This is a genomic window from Streptomyces sp. MAR4 CNX-425, assembly GCF_048656465.1.
GTDB lineage: Bacteria > Actinomycetota > Actinomycetes > Streptomycetales > Streptomycetaceae > Streptomyces.
Genome location: NZ_JBMDLF010000007.1, coordinates 1 through 18,987, shown reverse-complemented (window position 1 = coordinate 18,987; position 18,987 = coordinate 1). Strand labels below are relative to the sequence as shown.

The 18,987-nt window shown below is 74.1% G+C and carries 14 protein-coding genes and 1 riboswitch; of the genes, 5 read left to right on the top strand and 9 right to left on the bottom strand.

What is annotated here, in order from left to right; genetic code table 11:
- Window positions 1-3 precede the first annotated feature (3 nt).
- The 3 genes from ACHZ99_RS20285 to ACHZ99_RS20275 all read right to left on the bottom strand — a co-directional run bounded on the left by ACHZ99_RS20285 (window position 4) and on the right by ACHZ99_RS20275 (window position 4,193).
- The gene (locus ACHZ99_RS20285; RefSeq protein WP_420306087.1) at window positions 4-1,833 is read right to left on the bottom strand and encodes an LCP family protein; all 1,830 of its coding nucleotides are present in this window, start codon (window positions 1,831-1,833) and stop codon (window positions 4-6) included.
- Window positions 1,834-2,107: 274 nt separating this feature from the next.
- Window positions 2,108-3,268 carry an LCP family protein gene (locus tag ACHZ99_RS20280; protein ID WP_420306086.1) on the bottom strand — a complete coding sequence of 387 codons (1,161 nt, stop codon included), beginning with the start codon at window positions 3,266-3,268 and terminating at the stop codon, window positions 2,108-2,110.
- A gap of 169 nt (window positions 3,269-3,437) precedes the next feature.
- Window positions 3,438-4,193, bottom strand: a complete 756-nt coding sequence (locus ACHZ99_RS20275; protein WP_420306085.1) for a TIGR03089 family protein — start codon at window positions 4,191-4,193, stop codon at window positions 3,438-3,440.
- 96 nt (window positions 4,194-4,289) lie between these two features.
- Between ACHZ99_RS20275 and ACHZ99_RS20270 the strand changes: the two genes are divergently transcribed.
- The 3 genes from ACHZ99_RS20270 (at window position 4,290) to ACHZ99_RS20260 (ending at window position 6,358) form a co-directional block, all read left to right on the top strand.
- Window positions 4,290-5,228: a DNA-3-methyladenine glycosylase family protein gene (locus ACHZ99_RS20270; RefSeq protein WP_420306084.1), complete on the top strand. Its 939-nt coding sequence runs from the start codon at window positions 4,290-4,292 to the stop codon at window positions 5,226-5,228.
- A 74-nt stretch (window positions 5,229-5,302) separates the two neighbouring features.
- Window positions 5,303-5,638, top strand: a complete 336-nt coding sequence (locus ACHZ99_RS20265) for an ArsR/SmtB family transcription factor (RefSeq protein ID WP_420306083.1) — start codon at window positions 5,303-5,305, stop codon at window positions 5,636-5,638.
- On the top strand, window positions 5,639-6,358 hold the full coding sequence (locus ACHZ99_RS20260; protein ID WP_420306082.1) for a cation transporter: 720 nt from the start codon (window positions 5,639-5,641) through the stop codon (window positions 6,356-6,358).
- A 56-nt stretch (window positions 6,359-6,414) separates the two neighbouring features.
- Here ACHZ99_RS20260 and ACHZ99_RS20255 read toward each other — a convergent pair whose 3' ends face one another.
- Together ACHZ99_RS20255 and ACHZ99_RS20250 are read right to left on the bottom strand one after the other, a co-directional pair.
- Window positions 6,415-7,635, bottom strand: a complete 1,221-nt coding sequence (locus ACHZ99_RS20255) for a hypothetical protein (protein ID WP_420306081.1) — start codon at window positions 7,633-7,635, stop codon at window positions 6,415-6,417.
- Window positions 7,628-8,752, bottom strand: coding sequence for a HesA/MoeB/ThiF family protein (locus ACHZ99_RS20250; RefSeq protein WP_420306080.1), 1,125 nt, complete (start codon window positions 8,750-8,752; stop codon window positions 7,628-7,630). The genes ACHZ99_RS20255 and ACHZ99_RS20250 overlap by 8 nt, the downstream gene beginning before the upstream one ends.
- 266 nt (window positions 8,753-9,018) lie before the next feature.
- Between ACHZ99_RS20250 and ACHZ99_RS20245 the strand changes: the two genes are divergently transcribed.
- On the top strand, window positions 9,019-11,931 hold the full coding sequence (locus ACHZ99_RS20245) for an AfsR/SARP family transcriptional regulator (protein WP_420306079.1): 2,913 nt from the start codon (window positions 9,019-9,021) through the stop codon (window positions 11,929-11,931).
- A gap of 134 nt (window positions 11,932-12,065) precedes the next feature.
- Here the strand turns inward: ACHZ99_RS20245 and ACHZ99_RS20240 are convergent, their stop codons facing one another.
- Window positions 12,066-13,250, bottom strand: a complete 1,185-nt coding sequence (locus tag ACHZ99_RS20240; RefSeq protein WP_420306078.1) for an acyl-CoA dehydrogenase family protein — start codon at window positions 13,248-13,250, stop codon at window positions 12,066-12,068.
- A gap of 107 nt (window positions 13,251-13,357) precedes the next feature.
- Window positions 13,358-14,614 (bottom strand): LCP family protein, encoded by a 1,257-nt coding sequence (locus ACHZ99_RS20235; protein WP_420306077.1) that lies wholly within the window; start codon window positions 14,612-14,614, stop codon window positions 13,358-13,360.
- 102 nt (window positions 14,615-14,716) lie between these two features.
- Between ACHZ99_RS20235 and ACHZ99_RS20230 the strand changes: the two genes are divergently transcribed.
- Complete coding sequence (locus tag ACHZ99_RS20230; RefSeq protein ID WP_420306076.1) at window positions 14,717-16,057, top strand: UDP-glucose dehydrogenase family protein; 1,341 nt, start codon at window positions 14,717-14,719, stop codon at window positions 16,055-16,057.
- A 65-nt stretch (window positions 16,058-16,122) separates the two neighbouring features.
- On the opposite strand, the gene ACHZ99_RS20225 is transcribed toward ACHZ99_RS20230, so the two are convergent.
- Window positions 16,123-17,352: a transglycosylase family protein gene (locus tag ACHZ99_RS20225; protein ID WP_420306075.1), complete on the bottom strand. Its 1,230-nt coding sequence runs from the start codon at window positions 17,350-17,352 to the stop codon at window positions 16,123-16,125.
- Between the two features lie 3 nt (window positions 17,353-17,355).
- Window positions 17,356-17,548, bottom strand: a riboswitch (cyclic di-AMP (ydaO/yuaA leader).
- A gap of 240 nt (window positions 17,549-17,788) precedes the next feature.
- Window positions 17,789-18,985 (bottom strand): dipeptidase, encoded by a 1,197-nt coding sequence (locus ACHZ99_RS20220; protein WP_420306074.1) that lies wholly within the window; start codon window positions 18,983-18,985, stop codon window positions 17,789-17,791.
- Window positions 18,986-18,987: the final 2 nt, after the last annotated feature.

Below are 18,987 nucleotides of genomic sequence, written 5' to 3'. Positions count from 1 at the left end.
GCCTCACTTCGCACAGACGGTCTTGTCGTCGGCCTTGATGTTCTGCACCCCGTCCGGCGCCTTGTCCGGCGCCTTGACCGGCGTGCCCGGCTGGGTGAAGTCCTCGCCGAGCGTGAGCGTCATGGTCCCTTCGGCCCCCGCGTTCTCCCCCGTCTCCTTCATCGCCTGCTTCGGCAGCCCCAGCATGTCCGCGGCCCTGGCGGCCTGTTCGGCCTGGTCGGGGGCGTACTCCAGGCGGGTCTTGGCGACCGCCTCGGGCGCGTTGCCCGCCTCCGCGGCGTAGCCCGCGCCCTCCTGAAGCAGCCACCCGGCGGTGGCCGACGCCATGCCGGACTCGCCGCCGCCGTTGACGACCTCGACCCGCACCTCCCCGGGGTCCGCCTTCTTGACCGGCTTGTCCTTCTTCTTCTCCTTCGCCCCGTCGAACGGCTTGTCCGCGTCGAGCAGTTTGAACAGCGGCTTGGCTTTGGCCTCATTCATAAGGACGGTCGCGTCGTCCTCAGGGTTGTCCACCACCGGCAAAGTCGCGAAAGTAATCCGGTCCTGGGGGACCTTCTTGAGGTCGTTCGCCAGGTCCATGAGCTTCTTCGGGCTGCCGATGCCGGAGTCAACCGTGAGCGCCTTGGTGGCGGCGTCGGCCAGGTCGAGGAGCTTCTTCGGATTGGTCAGCGAGCCGCTGGACTTCATCTTGCGGATGAGCGAGCTGAGGAACTGCTGCTGGAGTTCGATCCGGCTGAGGTCGCTGCCGAAGCCGACCGAGTAGCGGGTGCGGACGAAGGCGAGCGCGTCCTCGCCCTCGATCGTGTGCCGGCCCGCGGGCAGGTTGAGGTGCGACTTGGGGTCGTTGATGTCCTCGGCGAGGCACACCTCGACGCCGCCGACCGCCGAGGACAGGTCCTTGACGGCGTTGAAGTCGGCGAGGATGAAGTGGTTGATGTCCAGACCGGTCATCTTCTCGACGGTCTTCCAGGTGCAGCCGGGGTCGCGGCCGAACTGCCCGAGGCTCTCGTTGAACTTCGTCCCGTACGTGCCCGGGATGGTCTTCCAGCTCCCGTCCTCCTGCTTGGTCTTGCAGTCCGGGATGTCGGTGATCATGTCGCGCGGGATGCTCAGCGCGGTGGCGTTGGTGCGGTCCTCGGAGACGTGGAACAGCAGGGTGGTGTCGGCGTGGCCCGGGCTCTCCTTGTCGCCGTAGCTGGTGTTGCCCTCGCCGGTGCGCTTGTCCGTGCCCATCACCAGGATGTTGACGGGGCCGTCGATGACCGCCGCGTGGTCCTCGCCGGCGACATCGACCTTGTCTATGTTGCCGTTCAGCTTCTGGTAGATGTAGAACGCGCCCGCGGCGAGGGCGACGAGGACCACCGCCAGGCTCCCCGCGACCCAGATCAGCGCCTTCTTCTTGGCGCTCTTGCGGGGCTTGGGACGGCGGCGGCTGCGCGGGCCGCCCGGCCCGCCCGCGCCGGGCCCGCCGCCCGGCCCCGTACCGGAGCCGCCCGAGCCGCCGGAGCCTCCCGGCGGGCCGCCGCGGCGGCGCTGGGACGGCAGGCGGGGCTCCTTCCCGAGGTCGGGGCCCTCGGGGGTGTCCGGCTCCGGGGGCGGCGCCTGGTGGCGGCCCGGCCGCGGGCCCGGCGCCTGGTCGTGCGGCGGGCGGCCGTTCTGGTGCGGGACGTACTCCTGCGGCGCCCGGGGCTGCGGCCCGGGCTGGTGGCCGTACCCCTGCGGGGCGTGACCGTGCGGACCCGGTGCGTGTCTGCCGTGGGGCGGGCCGCCCTGTCCGCCCGGGATCTGCGGGTCGAGACGCAACTCGTAGCTGCCGGTCTCGGGATTGAACACCCACTGATCGGCGGGGTCGACCTCGCCGGCGTGTCCACGGCCTCGCCCATCCACGGTCGCTCGGGTCCTCACATCGGGTCGGTCAGCGCCTCCCCCTGCCGGCGCCGGTCTTTCTGTGTACGTTCGACGGCCGCCTGTCAGGCGGCCGGTCGGCTCACACTAGCCGCCTCGTTCGACCGGTGGCGACGCCCGTGACAAATTCCACGCACTCGTAACAGGACATCCCGCGCATCCCCTCCAAACACCGTGCCCCCCTTGTGCGCGTTGATCCGCGCTAGTGGCAGATGTCATCCACAGGGGTTGTGTCCTTGACCGCGGGAGGGGTATCGGAGTCCCGCCGCTGCCGGTCCTTCCGGCCCTCCGCGACGAACCGTACGACGCTGTCGTCGCGCAGCGCCTCGAACAGCTTGCCCGCCGCGGGCTGCACCAGTTCGTCGCGGTTGGGGTCGAGGCGGTACGGGCGCCGCGGCACGGTGAGGAAGTGCACGCGCTCGCCGGGCACGTCGCGCACGATGCGTACGAGGTCGTACAGCTCGGCGAGCGACGACAGCTCCTCGTTGGCGGTGAGCGCCGAGGTCACCGCGTCCAGCAGCGGCGCGAGGCGCATCGGGTTGAACAGGACGCCGTTGCTCTGCACCTTGTTCACCAGCGAGGCCATGAACTCCTGCTGCCGGGCCATGCGTTGGGTGTCGCTGCCGCCGTCGAGGGACTTTCGCGCCCGTACGTAGCCGAGCGCCTGCTCTCCGTCGAGCACCTGGCGCCCCGCGGGCAGCCGCAGGTTGGCCGATTTGTCACGCACCGGTTCCGGCAGGCACACCTCCACGCCGTCCACCGCGTCCACGACCTTCTTGAAGCCCTGGAAGTCGATGATGACGTGGTGGTCGACGCGCACCCCGACGAGCTTCTCCACCACCCGGATCGTGCAGGCGGCGCCGCCGTAGGCGAAGCTGAAGTTGAACTGGTTGACCTGCTTGCCGCTCGACCCGTCGCCGCCGCGGCGGCGGCAGTCGGGGATGGGGACCATGAGGTCGCGCGGGATGCTCATCGCGGTGACGCCGTCGCGGTCGCCGGCGAGGTGGAGCAGGACGGCGGTGTCGGAGTGCTCGACGCCGGTGTCGCGGCCGTAGCGGTCGGTGCCCGCGCGGGAGTCGGAGCCGAGGAGCAGGATGTTGCTGGCGCCGCCGGCGGCGGGCGCGGGGCGCTCCTCCTCGTAGCGCTGGAGCTCGCGGGCGGTGGCGGAGTCGACGGTGATGTTGCTTTCGAAGCGCTGGTAGAAGTACCAGCCGACGCCGGAGACGGCGAGGACGAAGAGGGCGAGGCCGACGCCGACGCGGCGGGCGATGACGCGGCGGCGGCTGCGCGGGCGGCGGGGGCCGCGGGAGCCGCCCGGGCCCCGGGGGCCGCCCTCCCGCGGGCCGGTCACGTCTGCGCCCATTCCTCACACTCGATCCGCCGTGTCCTGGTGCAGACGGCCGAGCACCCCCGGGGTCGTCCGGCACGCCGCATTCGGTACATGGCATCACGAATAAGGCGCCATGGCCGACAACTTCCCCCGCGCGTCGCCCCGCAGGCGGCGGTGTGACCCTTCTCTTCAGGAGAAGGCGCTACCCGACGTGCTCGTCGGCCCTGCGCTTCTCCTGCTGCGCGGGCGGGAGCCGGTCGAGGTACGGGCAGAGCACCACCCCGGCGCCGGCGGCCAGCGGGGCGTACAGCCCCGCGGAGAGCCCCTCCCACGTGTCGTACCCGAGTGTCGACAGCGTGCGGGAGCCCGGCGCCAGCGCGCCCGCCTCCGCGTCCGCGCGGGCGCGCGCCACCAGCTCGGCGGCGGTCATCCCGGCGCCCGCCACGACCAGCGCCGGCGCGTCCGGGTCGGCGGGGGCGTACGGCTGGAAGCGGTCGCCCTGGCCCGGCACCTCCACGGCGTAGTCGAGGAAGCCCTCCGGCGGCTGTGGGAAGCGGGCGCCGAGGGGCCGCAGGCTGAGCGCGACCCGCTCGCCGGTGCAGGCGCGGGCCCGCTCCAGTGCGTCGGGGCCGCTGACGACGAGGTCGGCGGCGGCGGCGGTGTCGGGGGAGGCAGGGTCGGCGGGCACCGCGGTGACGCCGGTCGCGGCGCAGGCCAGCAGCCAGACGGCGGTCTGCCAGTGGGCGGGCAGGAGCAGCGCGAGCCGGTCGCCGGGCTCGGCGGCGAGGTCGCCCTGGAGGAGGTTGGCGGTCTTCGCGACCCAGTTGGCGAAGGTGGCGACGGAGAGTTCGACGCGCTCGCCGGTGGTGTCGTCGTAGTACGTGACCAGGGGGCGGGCCGGGTCCGCGGCGAGGGCGGCGTCGAGCAGGGCGGCGGGGGTGGCGGCGGTGGGGTTCATCGCGGCCAGGCTACGCGGTCGGGCGCGGCCGCCCGGCGGGGGCGAGGAGCCGGGGCCGGGCGTCCCGGGCGGCGGCGGGCGCTAGAGTCGTGCGTCATGCCCGCCGCCCCCGACCACCGCGTCCGCACCCGGACCTGGACGCCCCCGGGCCCGTACGACCTGTGGCGCACCCTCGGCGTGCTGCGGCGCGGCCCCGGCGACCCGGCGTACCGCGTCGCGGACGGCGCCGTCTGGCGGGCCAGCCGCACCCCCGCGGGCCCCGGCGCGCTGCGCGTCGCCCCGGCGGGCGGCGCGGTGGCCGCCGAGGCGTGGGGCCCGGGCGCGGAGTGGCTGCTGGACGGGCTCCCCGCGCTGCTGGGCGCGGCCGACGACCCCGAGCCGTTCACGCCGCGCCACCGGGTCGTCCACGAGGCCCGCCGCCGCCACCCGGGGCTGCGGCTGATCCGCACCGGGCTGGTGCTGGAGTCGCTGATCCCGTCGGTGCTGGAGCAGAAGGTCACCACGGACGAGGCGTACCGCTCCTGGCGGCTGCTGCTGCACCGCTACGGCACGCCCGCCCCCGGCCCGGCGGGGGCGGAGCTGCGGATGCGGGTGATGCCGGACGCGCGCGGCTGGGCGATGATCCCGTCCTGGGAGTGGCACCGCGCGGGCGTCGACGGCAAGCGCGCGGCGGCGATCGTGCGCGCCGTCCGCCGCGCCCGCCCGCTTCAGGCGGCGGCGCAGATGGACCTCGACGACGCCGCGGCCCGCCTCACCGCCATTCCCGGCATCGGCCCGTGGACCGCCGCCGAGACCCTCCAGCGCGTCATCGGCGCCCCGGACGCGGTCACGGTCGGCGACCTGCACCTGCCGCGCATCGTGGGCTACACCCTGGGCCGCGAACGGGACGCGGACGACGACCGGATGCTGGAGCTGCTCGCCCCGTACGAGGCCGCCGGCCAGCGCCACCGCGCGACGCGCTACATCTGCCTCCTGGGCCGCATGCCCCCGCGCCGCAAGCCGAAGGCCGCGATCCCCGACATAGCCCGCCTCTGACGCGTCCGGTGCGCACGGCGGCCGATCTTCAGTCCACAATTCCCTGAATTCAGGATCTCCTGTACTATCGGAGGGTGCTGACACTCGCCGCTGACATCGACGTGCTCGCGCGGTTCGGCCGCGCCCTGGCCGACCCCATCCGCTGCCGCATCCTCCTCGCACTGCGCCAGGCCCCGGCCTACCCGGCCGACCTCGCCGACCGCCTGGAGGTCTCCCGCACCCGGCTGTCGAACCACCTGGCCTGCCTGCGCGACTGCGGCCTGGTCGTCACCGTCCCGGACGGGCGGCGCACCCGCTACGAACTCGCCGACGAGCGCCTCGGCCACGCCCTCGACGACCTGCGCACCGCCGTCGTGGCCGTCGCGGCGGACCGCACCTGCCCCGACGCCGGAACGAAGGGCTGCTGCTGAATGACCGCGTTGTCCCTCGGCCCCGGCCCGGCACAACGCGAGGTGCTGGCCCGCCGCATACGGCTGCTGGTCGCCGCGACCATCGCCTACAACGTCGTCGAGGCGGTCGTCGCGCTCACGGCCGGCGTCCTCGCCTCCTCCACCGCCCTGATCGGCTTCGGCCTCGACTCCGTCATCGAGGTCTCCTCCGCCGCGGCGGTCGCCTGGCAGTTCTCCGCCCGCGACCACGCCGTCCGCGAAGCCCGCGAACAGCGCACCCTGCGGATCATCGCGATCTCCTTCTTCGCCCTCGCGCTCTACGTCGCCGCCGACTCCCTCCGCGCGCTGACCGGAACCGGAGAGGCCGGCCACTCCGTCCCCGGCATCGTCCTCGCCGCCCTCTCCCTGGCGATCATGCCGTTCCTGTCCGCCGCCCAGCGCCGGACCGGCCGCGCACTCGGCTCGGCCTCCGCCGTCGCCGACTCCCGGCAGACCCTGCTGTGCACCTACCTCTCGGGGGTGCTGCTGGCCGGTCTGCTCGCGAACATGCTGTTCGGCTGGGCCTGGGCCGACCCGGTCGCCGCCCTGGCCATCGCCGCCGTCGCCGCCAAGGAAGGCCGCGACGCCTGGCGGGGCAAGGGCTGCTGCGCCCCCACCGCCGGCCCGGCCGCGGCAGCGGACGAGGGCTGCTGCGCGCCGAACGCCGCGCCCTGCACGGCCACTCCGAAGCCCCCGGCCTGACGGACGCACCCGCCGCCAGCCCGCCGCCGGCCCCGGCCCGGCCGGGTCGCCCGCGGCTACGGGCGGCGGCGGGACCGGAGGGCCGTGGCCGCCTCGCGGGCCGCGAGGGCGGCGGGGAGGGCCACCGGCGCCGACAGCAGGACCGCGCAGGCCGCGCGGTACCAGAACGCGCCGTCGAGCGGGCCCTCGGCGAGGCCGTCGGCCGTCCAGCGGGCCACCTCCGCGAGGGCGGGCAGCACCAGCAGCACGAACCAGGCGGCCACGCCGGCGAAGCCCGCCAGCCACACCCATCGGAACCAGCGGCCGGCGCGCACGTCCACGGGGTCGGCCGCGGCCAGCTCCGCCGTCTGCCGCGGCGTCAGCCTGCCGAACGCGCGGCGGAGCAGCAGCGACTTCACCCGCCACAGGTCGCGGCAGCCCAGGGCGTTGACCAGGACCGCGTAGAGGTCGGTCCGCAGGAAGACCATGCACTGATAGAGCATCTGCCCGGTCTTGATCAGGACCCAGGCCGCCAGCAGCTCGTCGACGGTGGTGGGCGGGCTCCAGTGACCGGTGTCGACCAGGAGGCGGGCGACGAGCGCGGCGGCGAGTTGCACGGCGTCGACGGCGAGGCCCGCCAGCAGCGGCCCGTAGCGCAGTCGGCGTTCGACGGTCCACAGCTGCGTGAGGTCGGTCTCGACGACCAGCACGACCATGCGGCGGTCGACGCCGAAGCGGCTGCGGACGCCCACGGCGCGGGCGGCCAGCCAGTGGCCCGCCTCGTGCCCGGCGACGGCCAGCAGGGCGAGCGGCAGCAGCAGCAGCCCGCTCAGGCCGGTGTCGGTGAAGACCAGGGCGTCCGCGGCCGGATCGGGCCGTAGCGCCGGCCGGAGCGCCGGTACGGCCACGGCGCCGGCGGCGCACAGGACGTAGCAGGCCCAGGCGGCCGGGCCGAAGAACCGCCGGGCGGTCTCCGGGCGGACGCCGGCGAGCCAGCGCCGGCCCTGGACGGGCGCGGTCGGCCGGGGGCTGCGGTCCTCGCCGTCGTCGAGGAAGCCCAGCTCGCCGAGGGTGGTGACGAAGGCCGGGACGTCCACCGGCTCGCCCGCGAACTCCTCGGCGCCGGCGGCGGCCTCGGCGAGGGTGGCGCCGCGTCGCAGGGCGTCGATCACGACGCCGCCGACGGCGGGCATCGTGACGAACGTGCCGGACTCCGGATCTCCGACCACGACCTCGTCGCCCTCCCGCACCACGCTGAGCGCGCGCAGCCGTACGGTGCCGCCCGCGGTCTCAGGCATCGGCGACCGCCACCGGCGGCGGGGCGGCGGGCCGGGCGGCGCGCGGCGGGGCCGCGGCGCACACGGCGCAGCCGGGGTCCCGGGTGAAGGGCACCCGGGTGGCGGCCAGGCCGTCGCGCAGGTCGACCACGACGCGGCAGCCGGCGGCCTGCGGCGGTTCGAAGCCGGTGAGGTAGCGCAGGGCCTCGTAGGCGACGAGGGAGCCGACCTGCATCGCGACGGGGGCGATCAGGGGGTTGCTCTGGGGCATCGCGGCGGTCAGGCGCATGGCCCGGCCCGCGGTGCTGCCGGGGTCCGGATCCCCCGCCCGGTCGCAGGCCAGGCAGGGGCTCGCGCCGGGATCCACGGAGGCGTACGAGAACTGGGTGCGCCCGGCGCCGCCGAAGACGTAGGGGACGCCGGCCCGTACCGCCGCCTCGTTCACCCACAGGGTGGCGTCGGGGTGGCCGTCGAGGCCGCCGGCGACCAGGGTGACGCCGTCGGTGAGGTCGGCCAGGTCCTCGGGTCCCGAGACCCAGCGGTCGACGGTGTGGACGCGGATCGCGGGGTCGTAGGCGGCGACCCAGGCGGCGGCGCGCTCCACCTTGGAGCGGCCGATGTCGTCGTGCCGGTAGAGGAACTGGCGGGAGAAGTTGCGTCGTTCGACCCGGTCGTGGTCGAGGAGGGTCAGCCTGCCGACGCCCAGCCCGGCGAGGCACTGCACCAGGGACGAGCCGCCGCCGCCGACCCCGAGCACCAGCACGTGGGCGTCCGCCAGCCGGCGGACGTAGTCGCGCCGGGACCGCTCCAGGGAGGCGTGGGCGCCGAAGAAGGCGAGGTTGGAGAACTGCCGCTCGACCTCCTGCGGGTCTGCCGGGGCGCGGTGGTCCGTGATCTCGACGAAGCCGAGCGAGTCCAGCCCCTCCAGGCCGGCGCGCACCTCCGCCTCGGTGACCGGGAAGCCGCGGGCGGCCAGGGAGTCGACGAGTTCCGCGGGGGTCTGCGGCGCCCGGTCCAGTTCGGTCAGGAGGGCCGTGATCCGGCCGTCCGGGTCGCCGAGGGTGACGGCCTCACGCGGGTCGAAGACCACGACCAGGTCGTCCCCGGCCCGTTCCCACAGGCATTCCTTGAGGCTCACGCGCACGGGCTGCTCTCCTCGAAGTGACGAAGGGGAGTCCCCCGCGGCGGAACCCGCGCGCGGGGGACGAGGCCAGGTCGTGGCTCAGACGTAGAACACGGTGGCCTTGACGGGCTCCACCTTCTGCACCTTGATCTGCATGGTCCGGCACCTCCCCTCCGCACTCGGTGTCGAAAGGCTGTACCAGCGGGCTGATTTCAGGCTGATTTGCGACTGATTCAGCAGGTAGATTGATCTTCTTCCGGAACGGGAAGGGGTGTTCGATCGTGCCGGACCGGGTCGAGTTGCGGGTGCTGGGACCGGTGGGGGTGTGGGCCGGGGGGCGGCGCCTGGGACCCGACACCGCGCAGGACCGGGCGGTGCTGGCCATGCTGGCCCTGGAGGCCGGGCACGTGGTGCCGGTGGCACGGCTGGAGCGGGCCCTGTGGGGCGGGACGCCGCCGGCCTCCGCGCGCAACGCCGTGCAGGGCCGGATCTCCTCGCTTCGGCGGCTGCTGCACGCGGCGGCGCGGGAGGACGCGGCCGGGGACGGCGACGCCGAGGAGGTGGGCCTGACCACGACGGGGGCGGGCTACCGCCTGCGGGCGGCCGGGGCGCGGATCGATCTGCACCGCTTCCGGACCGGGGTGCGCCGGGCGCGCCGCCTGAACGGCTCCGGGGCCGCCGAGGAGGCGCTGACCGCCGCACTCGCCGAGTGGCGCGGCACGGCCCTGGCGGACGTCGCCGGCGACTGGCTGCCGGACGCGGTGGTCCCGGCGCTGGAGGAGGAGCGGCTGGCCGCGGTGGAGGACCTGGCCGCGCTCCGGACCGCGGCCGGACGGCACGAGGAGGTGGTGTCGGCGCTGACGCCGCTGCTCGCCGAGCACCCCCTGCGGGAGCGCCCGGCGGCGCTGCTGCTGACGTCGCTGTACCGCGGCGGGCGGCGTGCGGAGGCGCTGGAGACGTACGGGCGAATACGCCGCCGGTTCGTGGCGGAGCTCGGCATCGAGCCCGGCCACGAGCTGCGCCGGGCGCATCAGGCGGCGCTACAGGACGCGCCGGTGGCCGCGGGCGGCACCGGCCCGGAGGAGGGCCCGCCGGCAGCGGCTCCGGTGCCGCGTCAGCTGCCGCCCGCCACCGCGTACTTCACGGGCCGGCAGGAAGAGCTGGCCGCGCTGGACCGGCTGCTGCCCGCGCCCGGCGGCCGGGCGCGGGCCGTCCCCGTGACGGTGGTGGTCGCCGGTACCGGCGGGGTCGGCAAGACGGCGCTGGCGGTGCACTGGGCCGCGGCCCGCGAGGAGCACTTCCCCGACGGCCAGCTCTACGTCAACCTGCGCGGGTTCGGCCCCTCGGCGGCGCCGCTGGAGACCGGCACCGCGCTGTGGGGCTTCCTCGAAGCGCTGGGCGTCCCCCGCGAGCGGGTGCCGGACAACGCCGAGGCGCGGGTCGGCCTCTACCGCAGCCTGCTGGCGGGCCGGCGCATGCTCGTCGTACTGGACAACGCCCGGGAGGCCGAGCAGGTACGGCCCCTGCTGCCGAACGCGCCCGGCTGCCTGACGCTGGTGACCAGCCGCCACGACCTCCTCGGCCTGGTGGCCGCCGAGGAGGCGCGGCCGGTGCGGCTGGGCCCGCTGCCGCCCGCGCAGGCGCGGGAGCTGATGGCCCGCCGGCTGGGGGACCAGGGCGTCGCGGCGGAACCGGAGGCGGTGGCCGAGTTCATCACCCACTGCGCGGGGCTGCCGCTCGCCCTGGCGATCGTGACGGCACGCGCCGTGGCCCGCCCCGGCATGCCGCTGTCCGCGATGCTCCCCGAACTCGGCGGGGCGGACGGGGCGGACGGGGCGACCGCGCGGCTCGACGCGTTCGACGGCGGGGACGCCCGGACCGACCTGCGGACCGTGCTGTCCTGGTCCTACCGCTGCCTCAGCCCGGCCGCCGCCCGGCTGTTCCTGCTGCTGGGGACGCACCCGGTTCCCGAGATCGCGCCGGCGGCCGCGGCCAGCCTGGCGGGGGTGACGCCGGTACGGGCGCGGCGCACCCTGACGGAGCTGTGCCGGGCGCACCTGCTGGAGGAGTCCCCGTCCGGCCGCTACACCTGGCACGACCTGCTGTGGAGCTACGCCCGGGAGCGGGCGGACGACGAGCTGCCGGCGCCGGAGCGGCGCGCGGCGGCCGCCCGGCTGGAGGAGCATCTGCTGCACACCGCCTACCACGGCGACCGGCTGCTGAACCGGCACCATCAGCTGCCGGTCACCCCGCCGCCGGCGGCGGCCGACGTCACCGTCGTCCCGCCGCGCGACGAGCGCGAGGCCCTGGCGTGGTTCCGCCGGGAACGGCAGACGCTGCTCGCCGCGGTCGACGGCAGCGCACGCGCCGGCCGGGACGTGCACACCTGGCAACTCGCCCGCATGCTGCGCACGTTCCTCTACCAGCAGGGGCACCTGTCCGACGAGGCGGACGTCCACCGTGCCGGGCTCGCGGCGGCGGGGCGGCTGGCCGACCCCGCGGCGCGCGCGTACTGCCACTTCGGGCTCGGCCAGGCGCTGGTGCGGCTGCGCCGCGCCGAGGAGGGCGGGGCCGAGCTGCGCCGGGCCCTCCGGCTGTACGAGGACAGCGCCGACGCCGTCGGCCAGGCCGTGGTCCTCACCCAGCTCGCGGTGCTCGAAGGGCAGCGCGGCGACCCGGCCGGCGCCGAGCGGCACGCGGAGCGGTCCCTGGAGCTGTGCCGCGGGGCGGGGCACCGCCCGGGGGTGGCGCTGGCCCTGAACAACCTGGGCTGGTACCGCGCCCAACGGGGCGACCTGACGAGCGCGCTGCGGTGCTGCGAGGAGGCCCTGGGCATCCTCGACGACCTCGGCGACACGCTGGGCCAGGCCGCCACCCTGGACAGCCTGGGCTTCATCCGGCTGCGGCTGGACCGTCCGGAGGACGCCATCGCCAGCTACCGCCGGTCCCTCCGCCTGCTGTCCGGCCGGGAGGAGCGGGTGTACCGGGCGATCACGCTGCCCCAGCTCGCCGAGGCGCAGGAGGCGGCGGGCCGGCTGCGCGAGGCGCGCGACACCCTGTGCCAGGCGCTGCACCTGCTGGTCGGGCTGGCGCCGAGCGAGACGGCGGAGGTACGCGACCGGCTGGCGGACCTCGAACGGCGGCTCGCGGACGCGGCGCCGCGGGACCCGCGCCCGGCGCCCGGCCCGGCCTGACCCGCCGCCGGCCGGCGCGTCCGGGCCCGGCCGCCTTCCGTACGGCCCCCTCCCGGCCGCGCCCGCCGTGCCAGCGATCTCCCGGTCTCCCCTCCAGCGCGTACGGGAGGCGTACCGGCCGCCCCGGAGGGGCGTCAGGGCAGGTTGCGGGCCATGACGACGCGCTGGACCTGGTTGGTGCCCTCGTAGATCTGGGTGATCTTGGCGTCGCGCATCATGCGCTCCACCGGGTAGTCGCGGGTGTAGCCGTAGCCGCCGAGGAGCTGCACCGCGTCCGTCGTGGCCTCCATCGCCACGTCGGACGCGAAGCACTTGGCCGCCGCGCCCTGGAAGGTGAGGCCGGTGTCCCCGCCGCCGGCGGCGACCCGCTCGGACGTCGCGGCGGCGGCGTACGTCAGCTGGCGGGCGGCCTCGATCTTCATGGCCATGTCGGCGAGCATGAACTGCACGCCCTGGAAGTCCGCCACCGGCTTGCCGAACTGCTTGCGCTCGCGGACGTAGCCCTTCGCGTAGTCGAGCGCGCCCTGCGCGATGCCCAGGGCCTGAGCGGCGATGGTGATGCGCGTGTGGTCGAGGGTCTTCATCGCGGTGGCGAAGCCCGTGCCCTCGGCGCCGATCATGCGGTCCGCGGGGATCCGGACGTTGTCGAGGTAGACCTCGCGGGTGGGGGAGCCCTTGATGCCGAGCTTCTTCTCCGGGGCGCCGAAGGAGACGCCCTCGTCGGACTTCTCGACGACGAAGGCGGAGATGCCCTTGGAGCGCTTCTCCGGGTCGGTGACGGCCATCACGGTGTAGTACTCGGAGACGCCCGCGTTGGTGATCCAGCGCTTGACGCCGTTGAGGACGTAGGAGTCCCCGTCCCGTACGGCACGGGTCTTCATCCCGGCCGCGTCGGAACCGGCCTCGGGCTCGGAGAGGCAGTACGAGAACATCGCCTCGCCGCGCGCCAGCGGCGTCAGGTACGTCGCCTTCAGCTCCTCGGAGCCGGCCAGCATCACGGGCAGCGAGCCGAGCTTGTTGACGGCCGGGATCAGGGAGGAGGAGGCGCAGACGCGGGCGATCTCCTCGATGACGATGACCGTCGCCAGCGCGTCCGCGCCCGAGCCGCCGTACTCCTCGGGGACGTGGACGGCGTGCAGGTCGCCCGCGACGAGCGCGTCCAGCGCCTCCTGCGGGAAGCGCGCCTCCTCGTCCACCTCGGCCGCGAAGGGCTCGATCTTCGCCTCGGCGAGGGAGCGGACGGCGTCGCGGAGCATGTCGTGCTCCTCGGCCGGGCGGTACAGGTCGAATTCGGGCGCTCCTGCCAAGGCTCTCTCCATTCCCGCGCATGCTAATTACCGTTAAGTAGTGCCGATGGTATGCCGTGCGCGGCGGGCGCACCTACGTGACGTTGACGACAGGGGCCGTGGAGCGCGGCGGCGGGGGCTCAGGGGGCGGTGCTGCCCAGGCGGTCGGTCGGGTACTTCTCGACGTACCGCTCCATGGTGTCGTTCCGCATGGCCTCCCACAGCGGGGCGGCGGCGCCGTCGTCCAGCAGCACCACCGACTGGCCGTCGATCATGTCCAGACCGGCCACCGGCGCGTTCATGAACACCAGGTCGTCGGAGCGCACGCCCTTCATGTCCCACATCAGGTCGCGCATCGCGCCGTCCGAGAACCTGTCGTCGACGCTGACGGTGTCGGTGACCGCGTCCAGCAGGCGCTTGACCTTGAGCGGGTTGGAGAAGTTGTCCGAGGACATCGTCTCGGTGATGACGGCGCGCAGGAAGTTCTGCTGCCGCTGGGTGCGGTCGAGGTCGCCGCGGGGCAGGCCGTGGCGCTCGCGCACGTAGTCGAGGGCGGTCTCGCCGTTCATGTGGTGGGTGCCGGCGGTCCACTCGCCGCCGCCGTTGCGGCGCGGGGTGGTCTCGTCGATGGTGATGTCCACGCCGCCCACGGCGTCGGTGAGGCGCTTGAAGCCGCTCCAGTCGATCACCGCGAGGTGGTCGATCTTGACCTTCGTCATCCGCTGCACGGTGTCGATGAGCAGCGGGGGTCCTCCGTAGGAGAAGGCGGCGTTGAGCTTGGCCTCGCCCCGGCCGGGGATGGTCACCCAGGAGTCGCGGGGCAGGGAGACGACGTAGCCGCTGTCCCGGCCCTCGGGGAGGTGGACGAGCATCATCGTGTCGCTGCGCTGCGCGCCCGGCTCCCAGGTGTGCTCGCCGGCGCCGTCGCCGGTGAGCGGGAGGTCGGAGCGGGCATCGACACCGATGAGCAGGTACGTTTCGCCGCCCTTGGACGGCGCCGGCTGGTGCTTCTTCGGGACGTTGGTCGGGAAGGCGTTCGGGATGCGGTCGACGCGGCCGGTGTAGTGCTGGTACGCCCACCACAGGCCGCCGGCGGCCATGAGCACCCCGGCGACGAGCATGATCACGGCGCCGAGGAGCACCTTGCGGCCGCGGCTCATGCGGCGGCGGGGAGCGGCGGGCGGAGGGCCGTCGGCGGGGTCGCCGGGGTCGGCCGGGTCGCCGGGGCCGCTCGGGTCGTGAGGGCCGCTCGGGTCGTCAGGACTCTTCGGGCCGCTCGGGTCGTGCAGGTCGTTCAGGTCGGCCGGGTCGGTCGGACCGGCCGCCGGTTCCGGGGCGTACGGCGTACCGTGCTCGTCGGTTCCGCCGCCCGCTCCGTCCAGATGCCGCCTCGTCACGATCCCCCACCTCTATGAGTGCACGTTCATGAGTCAGACTCCGAACGCGGGCGCATGGTTGCCCAGGTGGACGTGTCGGAGCCCGCGGATATGCTCGGGCACATGACCTTGAAGATCACTGTGATCGGCACGGGGTACCTCGGTGCCACGCACGCCGCCGCGATGGCGGAGCTGGGCTTCGAGGTGCTGGGCCTGGACGTGGTCGAGGAGAAGGTCGAGCTGCTGTCCTCGGGCCGGGTGCCGATGTACGAGCCCGGCCTGGAGAAGCTGCTGCGCAAGCACGTCGCCGGAATCGAGGGCTCCACCGGCCGGCTGCGCTTCACCACCTCGTACGCGGAGGCGGCGGCCTTCGGCGACGTGCACTTCGTCTGTGTGAACACGCCGCAGAGGCACGGCGAGTACGGCTGCGACATGAGCTATGTCGACGCCGCGGTCGACGCCCTCGCGCCGCGTCTGGACCGGCCGTGTCTGGTGGTGGGGAAGTCGACGGTGCCCGTGGGTTCCGCGGCGCGGCTGGCGCGGCGGCTGGCCGAGCTGGCGCCGGCCGGGGAGCAGGCGGAGCTGGCGTGGAACCCGGAGTTCCTGCGCGAGGGCTTCGCCGTGGAGGACACCCTGCGCCCGGACCGCATCGTCGTCGGCGTGGCGAGCGAGCGCGCCGAGGAGACGCTGCGCGAGGTGTACGCGACTCCCCTGGCCGCCGGTACGCCGTTCGTGACGGCGGACTATCCGACCGCGGAGCTGGTGAAGACCTCGGCGAACGCGTTCTTGGCCACGAAGATCTCGTTCATCAACGCCATGGCGGAGGTGTGCGAGGCCGCCGGGGGCGACGTCGTCAAGCTCGCCGAGGCCATCGGCTACGACGACCGGATCGGCAGGAAGTTCCTGCGCGCCGGCGTCGGCTTCGGCGGCGGCTGCCTGCCCAAGGACATCCGCGCCTTCATGGCCCGCGCCGGCGAGCTGGGCGTGGACCAGGCGCTGACGTTCCTGCGCGAGGTCGACTCGATCAACATGCGCCGCCGCGCCCACATGGTCGAGCTCGCCCGCGAAGCCTGCGGCGACACCTTCCTGGGCCGGCGCATCGCCGTCCTGGGCGCCGCGTTCAAACCCGACTCCGACGACGTCCGCGACTCCCCCGCCCTCAACGTCGCCGGCCAGATCCACCTCCAGGGCGGCCAGGTCACCGTCTACGACCCCAAGGGCATGGACAACGCCCGCCGGGAGTTCCCCACCCTGCGCTACGCCGACTCCGCCGAGGACGCGCTGCGCGGGGCGGACATCGTGCTGCACCTCACCGAGTGGCCGGAGTTCCGCGACCTCGACCCCGGGCACCTGGCGGCGGTCGTCTCCCGGCCGCACCTGATCGACGGGCGGAACACCCTGGATCCGGCGCCGTGGCGCGCCGCGGGCTGGACGTTCCGCGCCATGGGCCGCCCGGCGGCGTAGCCCGTGCACGACGAGGCCCCCCGTTCCGCCGGAAACGGGGGGCTGCGCCGTACTGCGGGGGACCCTCAGAGAGAGACGCCGTTGTCGCGCAGGTACGCGACCGGGTCGACGTCCGAGCCGTAGTCCGGGCGGGTGCGCACCTCGAAGTGCAGGTGCGGGCCGGTGGAGTTGCCGGTGGAGCCGACCAGGCCGATCTGCTCGCCGGCGCCCACGGTCTGGCCCACGCTCACCGAGACGGACGACAGGTGGGCGTACTGGCTGTAGCGGCCGTCGTCGTGCTTGATCACGACGGCGTTGCCGTACGCGCCGCCGTCGGCGCCGTTGCCGGCCTTGACGACGGTGCCGGAGGTGACGGCCTTGACCGGGGTGCCGGTGCCGGCGGAGAAGTCGACACCGGTGTGGTAACCGCTGGACCACGAGCCGCCGGCGGCCCGGTACGCGGTGGACAGACCGGCGTCGATCGGGGCGGAGAACCCGCCCGCCGAGGCGTCGGCGGCCGGCTGCTCCTGCTCCTCCTGCTGCGGCTCCTCGGCCGGCTGCTCCTCCTGCGCCGCGGAGGGCTGCGCCGGAGCGGACTCCGGCTCCTCCAGGGTGACCTCTTCGCCGCCGTCGAACTCGTACTGCTGGCCCGGGAAGATCAGGTCCGGGTCGCCGCCGATGACGTCCTTGTTGGTCTCGTAGATCGACTGCCAGCCGCCCGCGATGCCGTGCTTGCGAGCGATGTCCCACAGGGTGTCGCCGGAGACGACGGTGTAGGTGCCGGCCTTGTCGTACTTCTTCTCCGGCGCCTGCTCCTGCTGCGGGGCCTCCTCCTTGGCGGCCTGCTCCTGCTGGGCGGGCTGCTCGGGCTGCGCCTCGGGCTCGCTCTCCTGCTGAGCCTCCTCGCCACCGCCGGTGGAGAGGTCGGGGGCGGGGCCGCCCTGGGTGAGCCCGGCCTGGACCGAGCAGACCGGCCAGGCGCCGGGGCCCTGGGACGCGAGCACCTTCTCGGCGATCTCGATCTGCTGCTCCTTGGTGGCCAGGTCGGCGCGCGGCGCATACTGCGTGCCGCCGTAGCCCTCCCAGGTGCTCTGCACGAACTGCAGACCGCCGTAGAAGCTGTTGCCGGTGTTGATGCTCCAGTCGCCGCCGCTCTCGCACTGGGCGACGCGGTCCCAGGTGTCGACGGAGGCGGCCTGGGCGTGGCCGCCGGCGATCAGGGGGATGGCGACGCCGGCGCTGCCGGCGGTGATGACGAGGGCCCTGCTGCCCCGGGCTATCCGGCCCAGGCGACGGTGACGTCCGCGTGCGGACATGGACATGCTCCTCTCCGACGCCTGCGAGGTGAGCTGTCGGGTTCGAGCTGGAGATGCCCGGCCATGCGGAGCATGGCTTCACCCCAAGCCGTCCCGTGCGTGCGCACGGTCCGGCACTTACCTGGGTCCCCCGCTCCTGCCGTGAAAGCTGAAGTGTCCGCCCGTCGCCGCCGACAGGATTCGGCGTTACGGCGACGAGGTACCCGCATCGGTGGCGCGAGCACGGCGAGCACCGTAAACACACAGCCGAAAACAGAACAAGCTGTGAAACGTCGTCAAGGCCGTTTCCCACGTCACACCGGAACCAGCCCGACAATCACCCCATCCCGCGCGGGTCCTCAATTCCTCCCCCGAGGTGGAGACTTGCCGATTCCCGAGGAGTCGGACACATCGCCCCCTCGTATGAGAATTCCGTGAGTGACTTATGTCACGCGGCTCAACCCCGACCGCTCGCGGGCCCGTCGAGCTGTTCGATGGTCGCGATCGACGGGCCCCGCCGCCCGGCCGCGTCGCGGGCCGCCGCCTCGGCGTCGCGCAGCACCCGCACCGCGTTCCCCCACAGCAGCCTGGCCAGGTCTTCTTCCGACCAACGGCGGCTCAGTAGCTCGGCGACGAGGTGCGGGTAGCCGGCCACGTCGGCGAGGTCGGCGGGGACGAAAGGCGTGCCGTCGAAGTCGCCACCGATACCGATATGGTCGATTCCTGCCACTTCGCGCATATGGTCCAGATGGTCCGCCACGGTGGCGGCGGTCGCCTCCGGCCGCGGGTTCGCCTCCTCGAACGCGCGGCGCACGCGGACCGCTTCGTCGCCCGCGTCGAACGGGTCCAGACCGCGGGCGCGCATGTGCGCGTCCACCTCCTCCGTCCACGCCACGGCGGCCGGCAGGACGAACTTCGGCACGAACGTGGCCATCGCCACACCGCCGTTGCCGGGCAGCATTTCCAGCACATCATCAGGAATGTTGCGCGGGTGGTCACATAGGGCGAGAGCGGACGAATGGGAGAAAACGACCGGCGCCTCGGTGACGCGCAGCGCGCCGCGCATCGTGGCCGGAGCCACATGCGACAGGTCGACGAGCATGCCGACCCGGTTCATCTCGCGCACCACCTCCTCGCCGAAGGCGGTGAGCCCGCCGTGCCGCGGCTCGTCGGTCGCGGAGTCGGCCCAGTCGGTGTTGTCGTTGTGCGTGAGCGTCATGTAGCGCACGCCGAGGCGGTGCAGGGCGCGGAGGGTGGCGAGCGAGTTGGCGATGGAGTGCCCGCCCTCGGCGCCCATCAGCGACGCGATCCGCCCGTCGGCCCGGGCCGCCTCCACCTCGTCGGCGGTCGTGGCCAGCCGCAGGTCCCCGGGGTAGCGGTCGACGAGCTGCCGCACCACGTCGATCTGCTCCAGACACGCGCTGACGGCGGCGTCCCCGGCCAGCGCGGTGTCCACGTACACGGACCAGAACTGCGCCCCCACCCCGCCGGCCCGCAGCCGCGGGATGTCGGTGTGCAGCCGCGCGCTCTGGTCGGCGGCGATGTCGCGCTTGTCGATGTCGTACGTCACCTGCTGGCGCAGCGCCCAGGGGAGGTCGTTGTGCCCGTCGACAACGGGGTGCGCCCGCAGCACGTCGCGCGCACGCGCGAGCAGTT

Excerpts from the sequence above, each read along its gene's own strand:
- ACHZ99_RS20240 (WP_420306078.1), bottom strand. The coding sequence starts at position 13,250 with ATGGAGAGAGCCTTGGCAGGAGCGCCCGAATTCGACCTGTACCGCCCG.
- ACHZ99_RS20275 (WP_420306085.1), bottom strand. The coding sequence starts at position 4,193 with ATGAACCCCACCGCCGCCACCCCCGCCGCCCTGCTCGACGCCGCCCTC.
- ACHZ99_RS20230 (WP_420306076.1), top strand. The coding sequence starts at position 14,717 with ATGACCTTGAAGATCACTGTGATCGGCACGGGGTACCTCGGTGCCACG.
- ACHZ99_RS20260 (WP_420306082.1), top strand. The coding sequence starts at position 5,639 with ATGACCGCGTTGTCCCTCGGCCCCGGCCCGGCACAACGCGAGGTGCTG.
- ACHZ99_RS20280 (WP_420306086.1), bottom strand. The coding sequence starts at position 3,268 with ATGGGCGCAGACGTGACCGGCCCGCGGGAGGGCGGCCCCCGGGGCCCG.
- ACHZ99_RS20270 (WP_420306084.1), top strand. The coding sequence starts at position 4,290 with ATGCCCGCCGCCCCCGACCACCGCGTCCGCACCCGGACCTGGACGCCC.
- ACHZ99_RS20255 (WP_420306081.1), bottom strand. The coding sequence starts at position 7,635 with ATGCCTGAGACCGCGGGCGGCACCGTACGGCTGCGCGCGCTCAGCGTG.
- ACHZ99_RS20225 (WP_420306075.1), bottom strand. The coding sequence starts at position 17,352 with ATGTCCGCACGCGGACGTCACCGTCGCCTGGGCCGGATAGCCCGGGGC.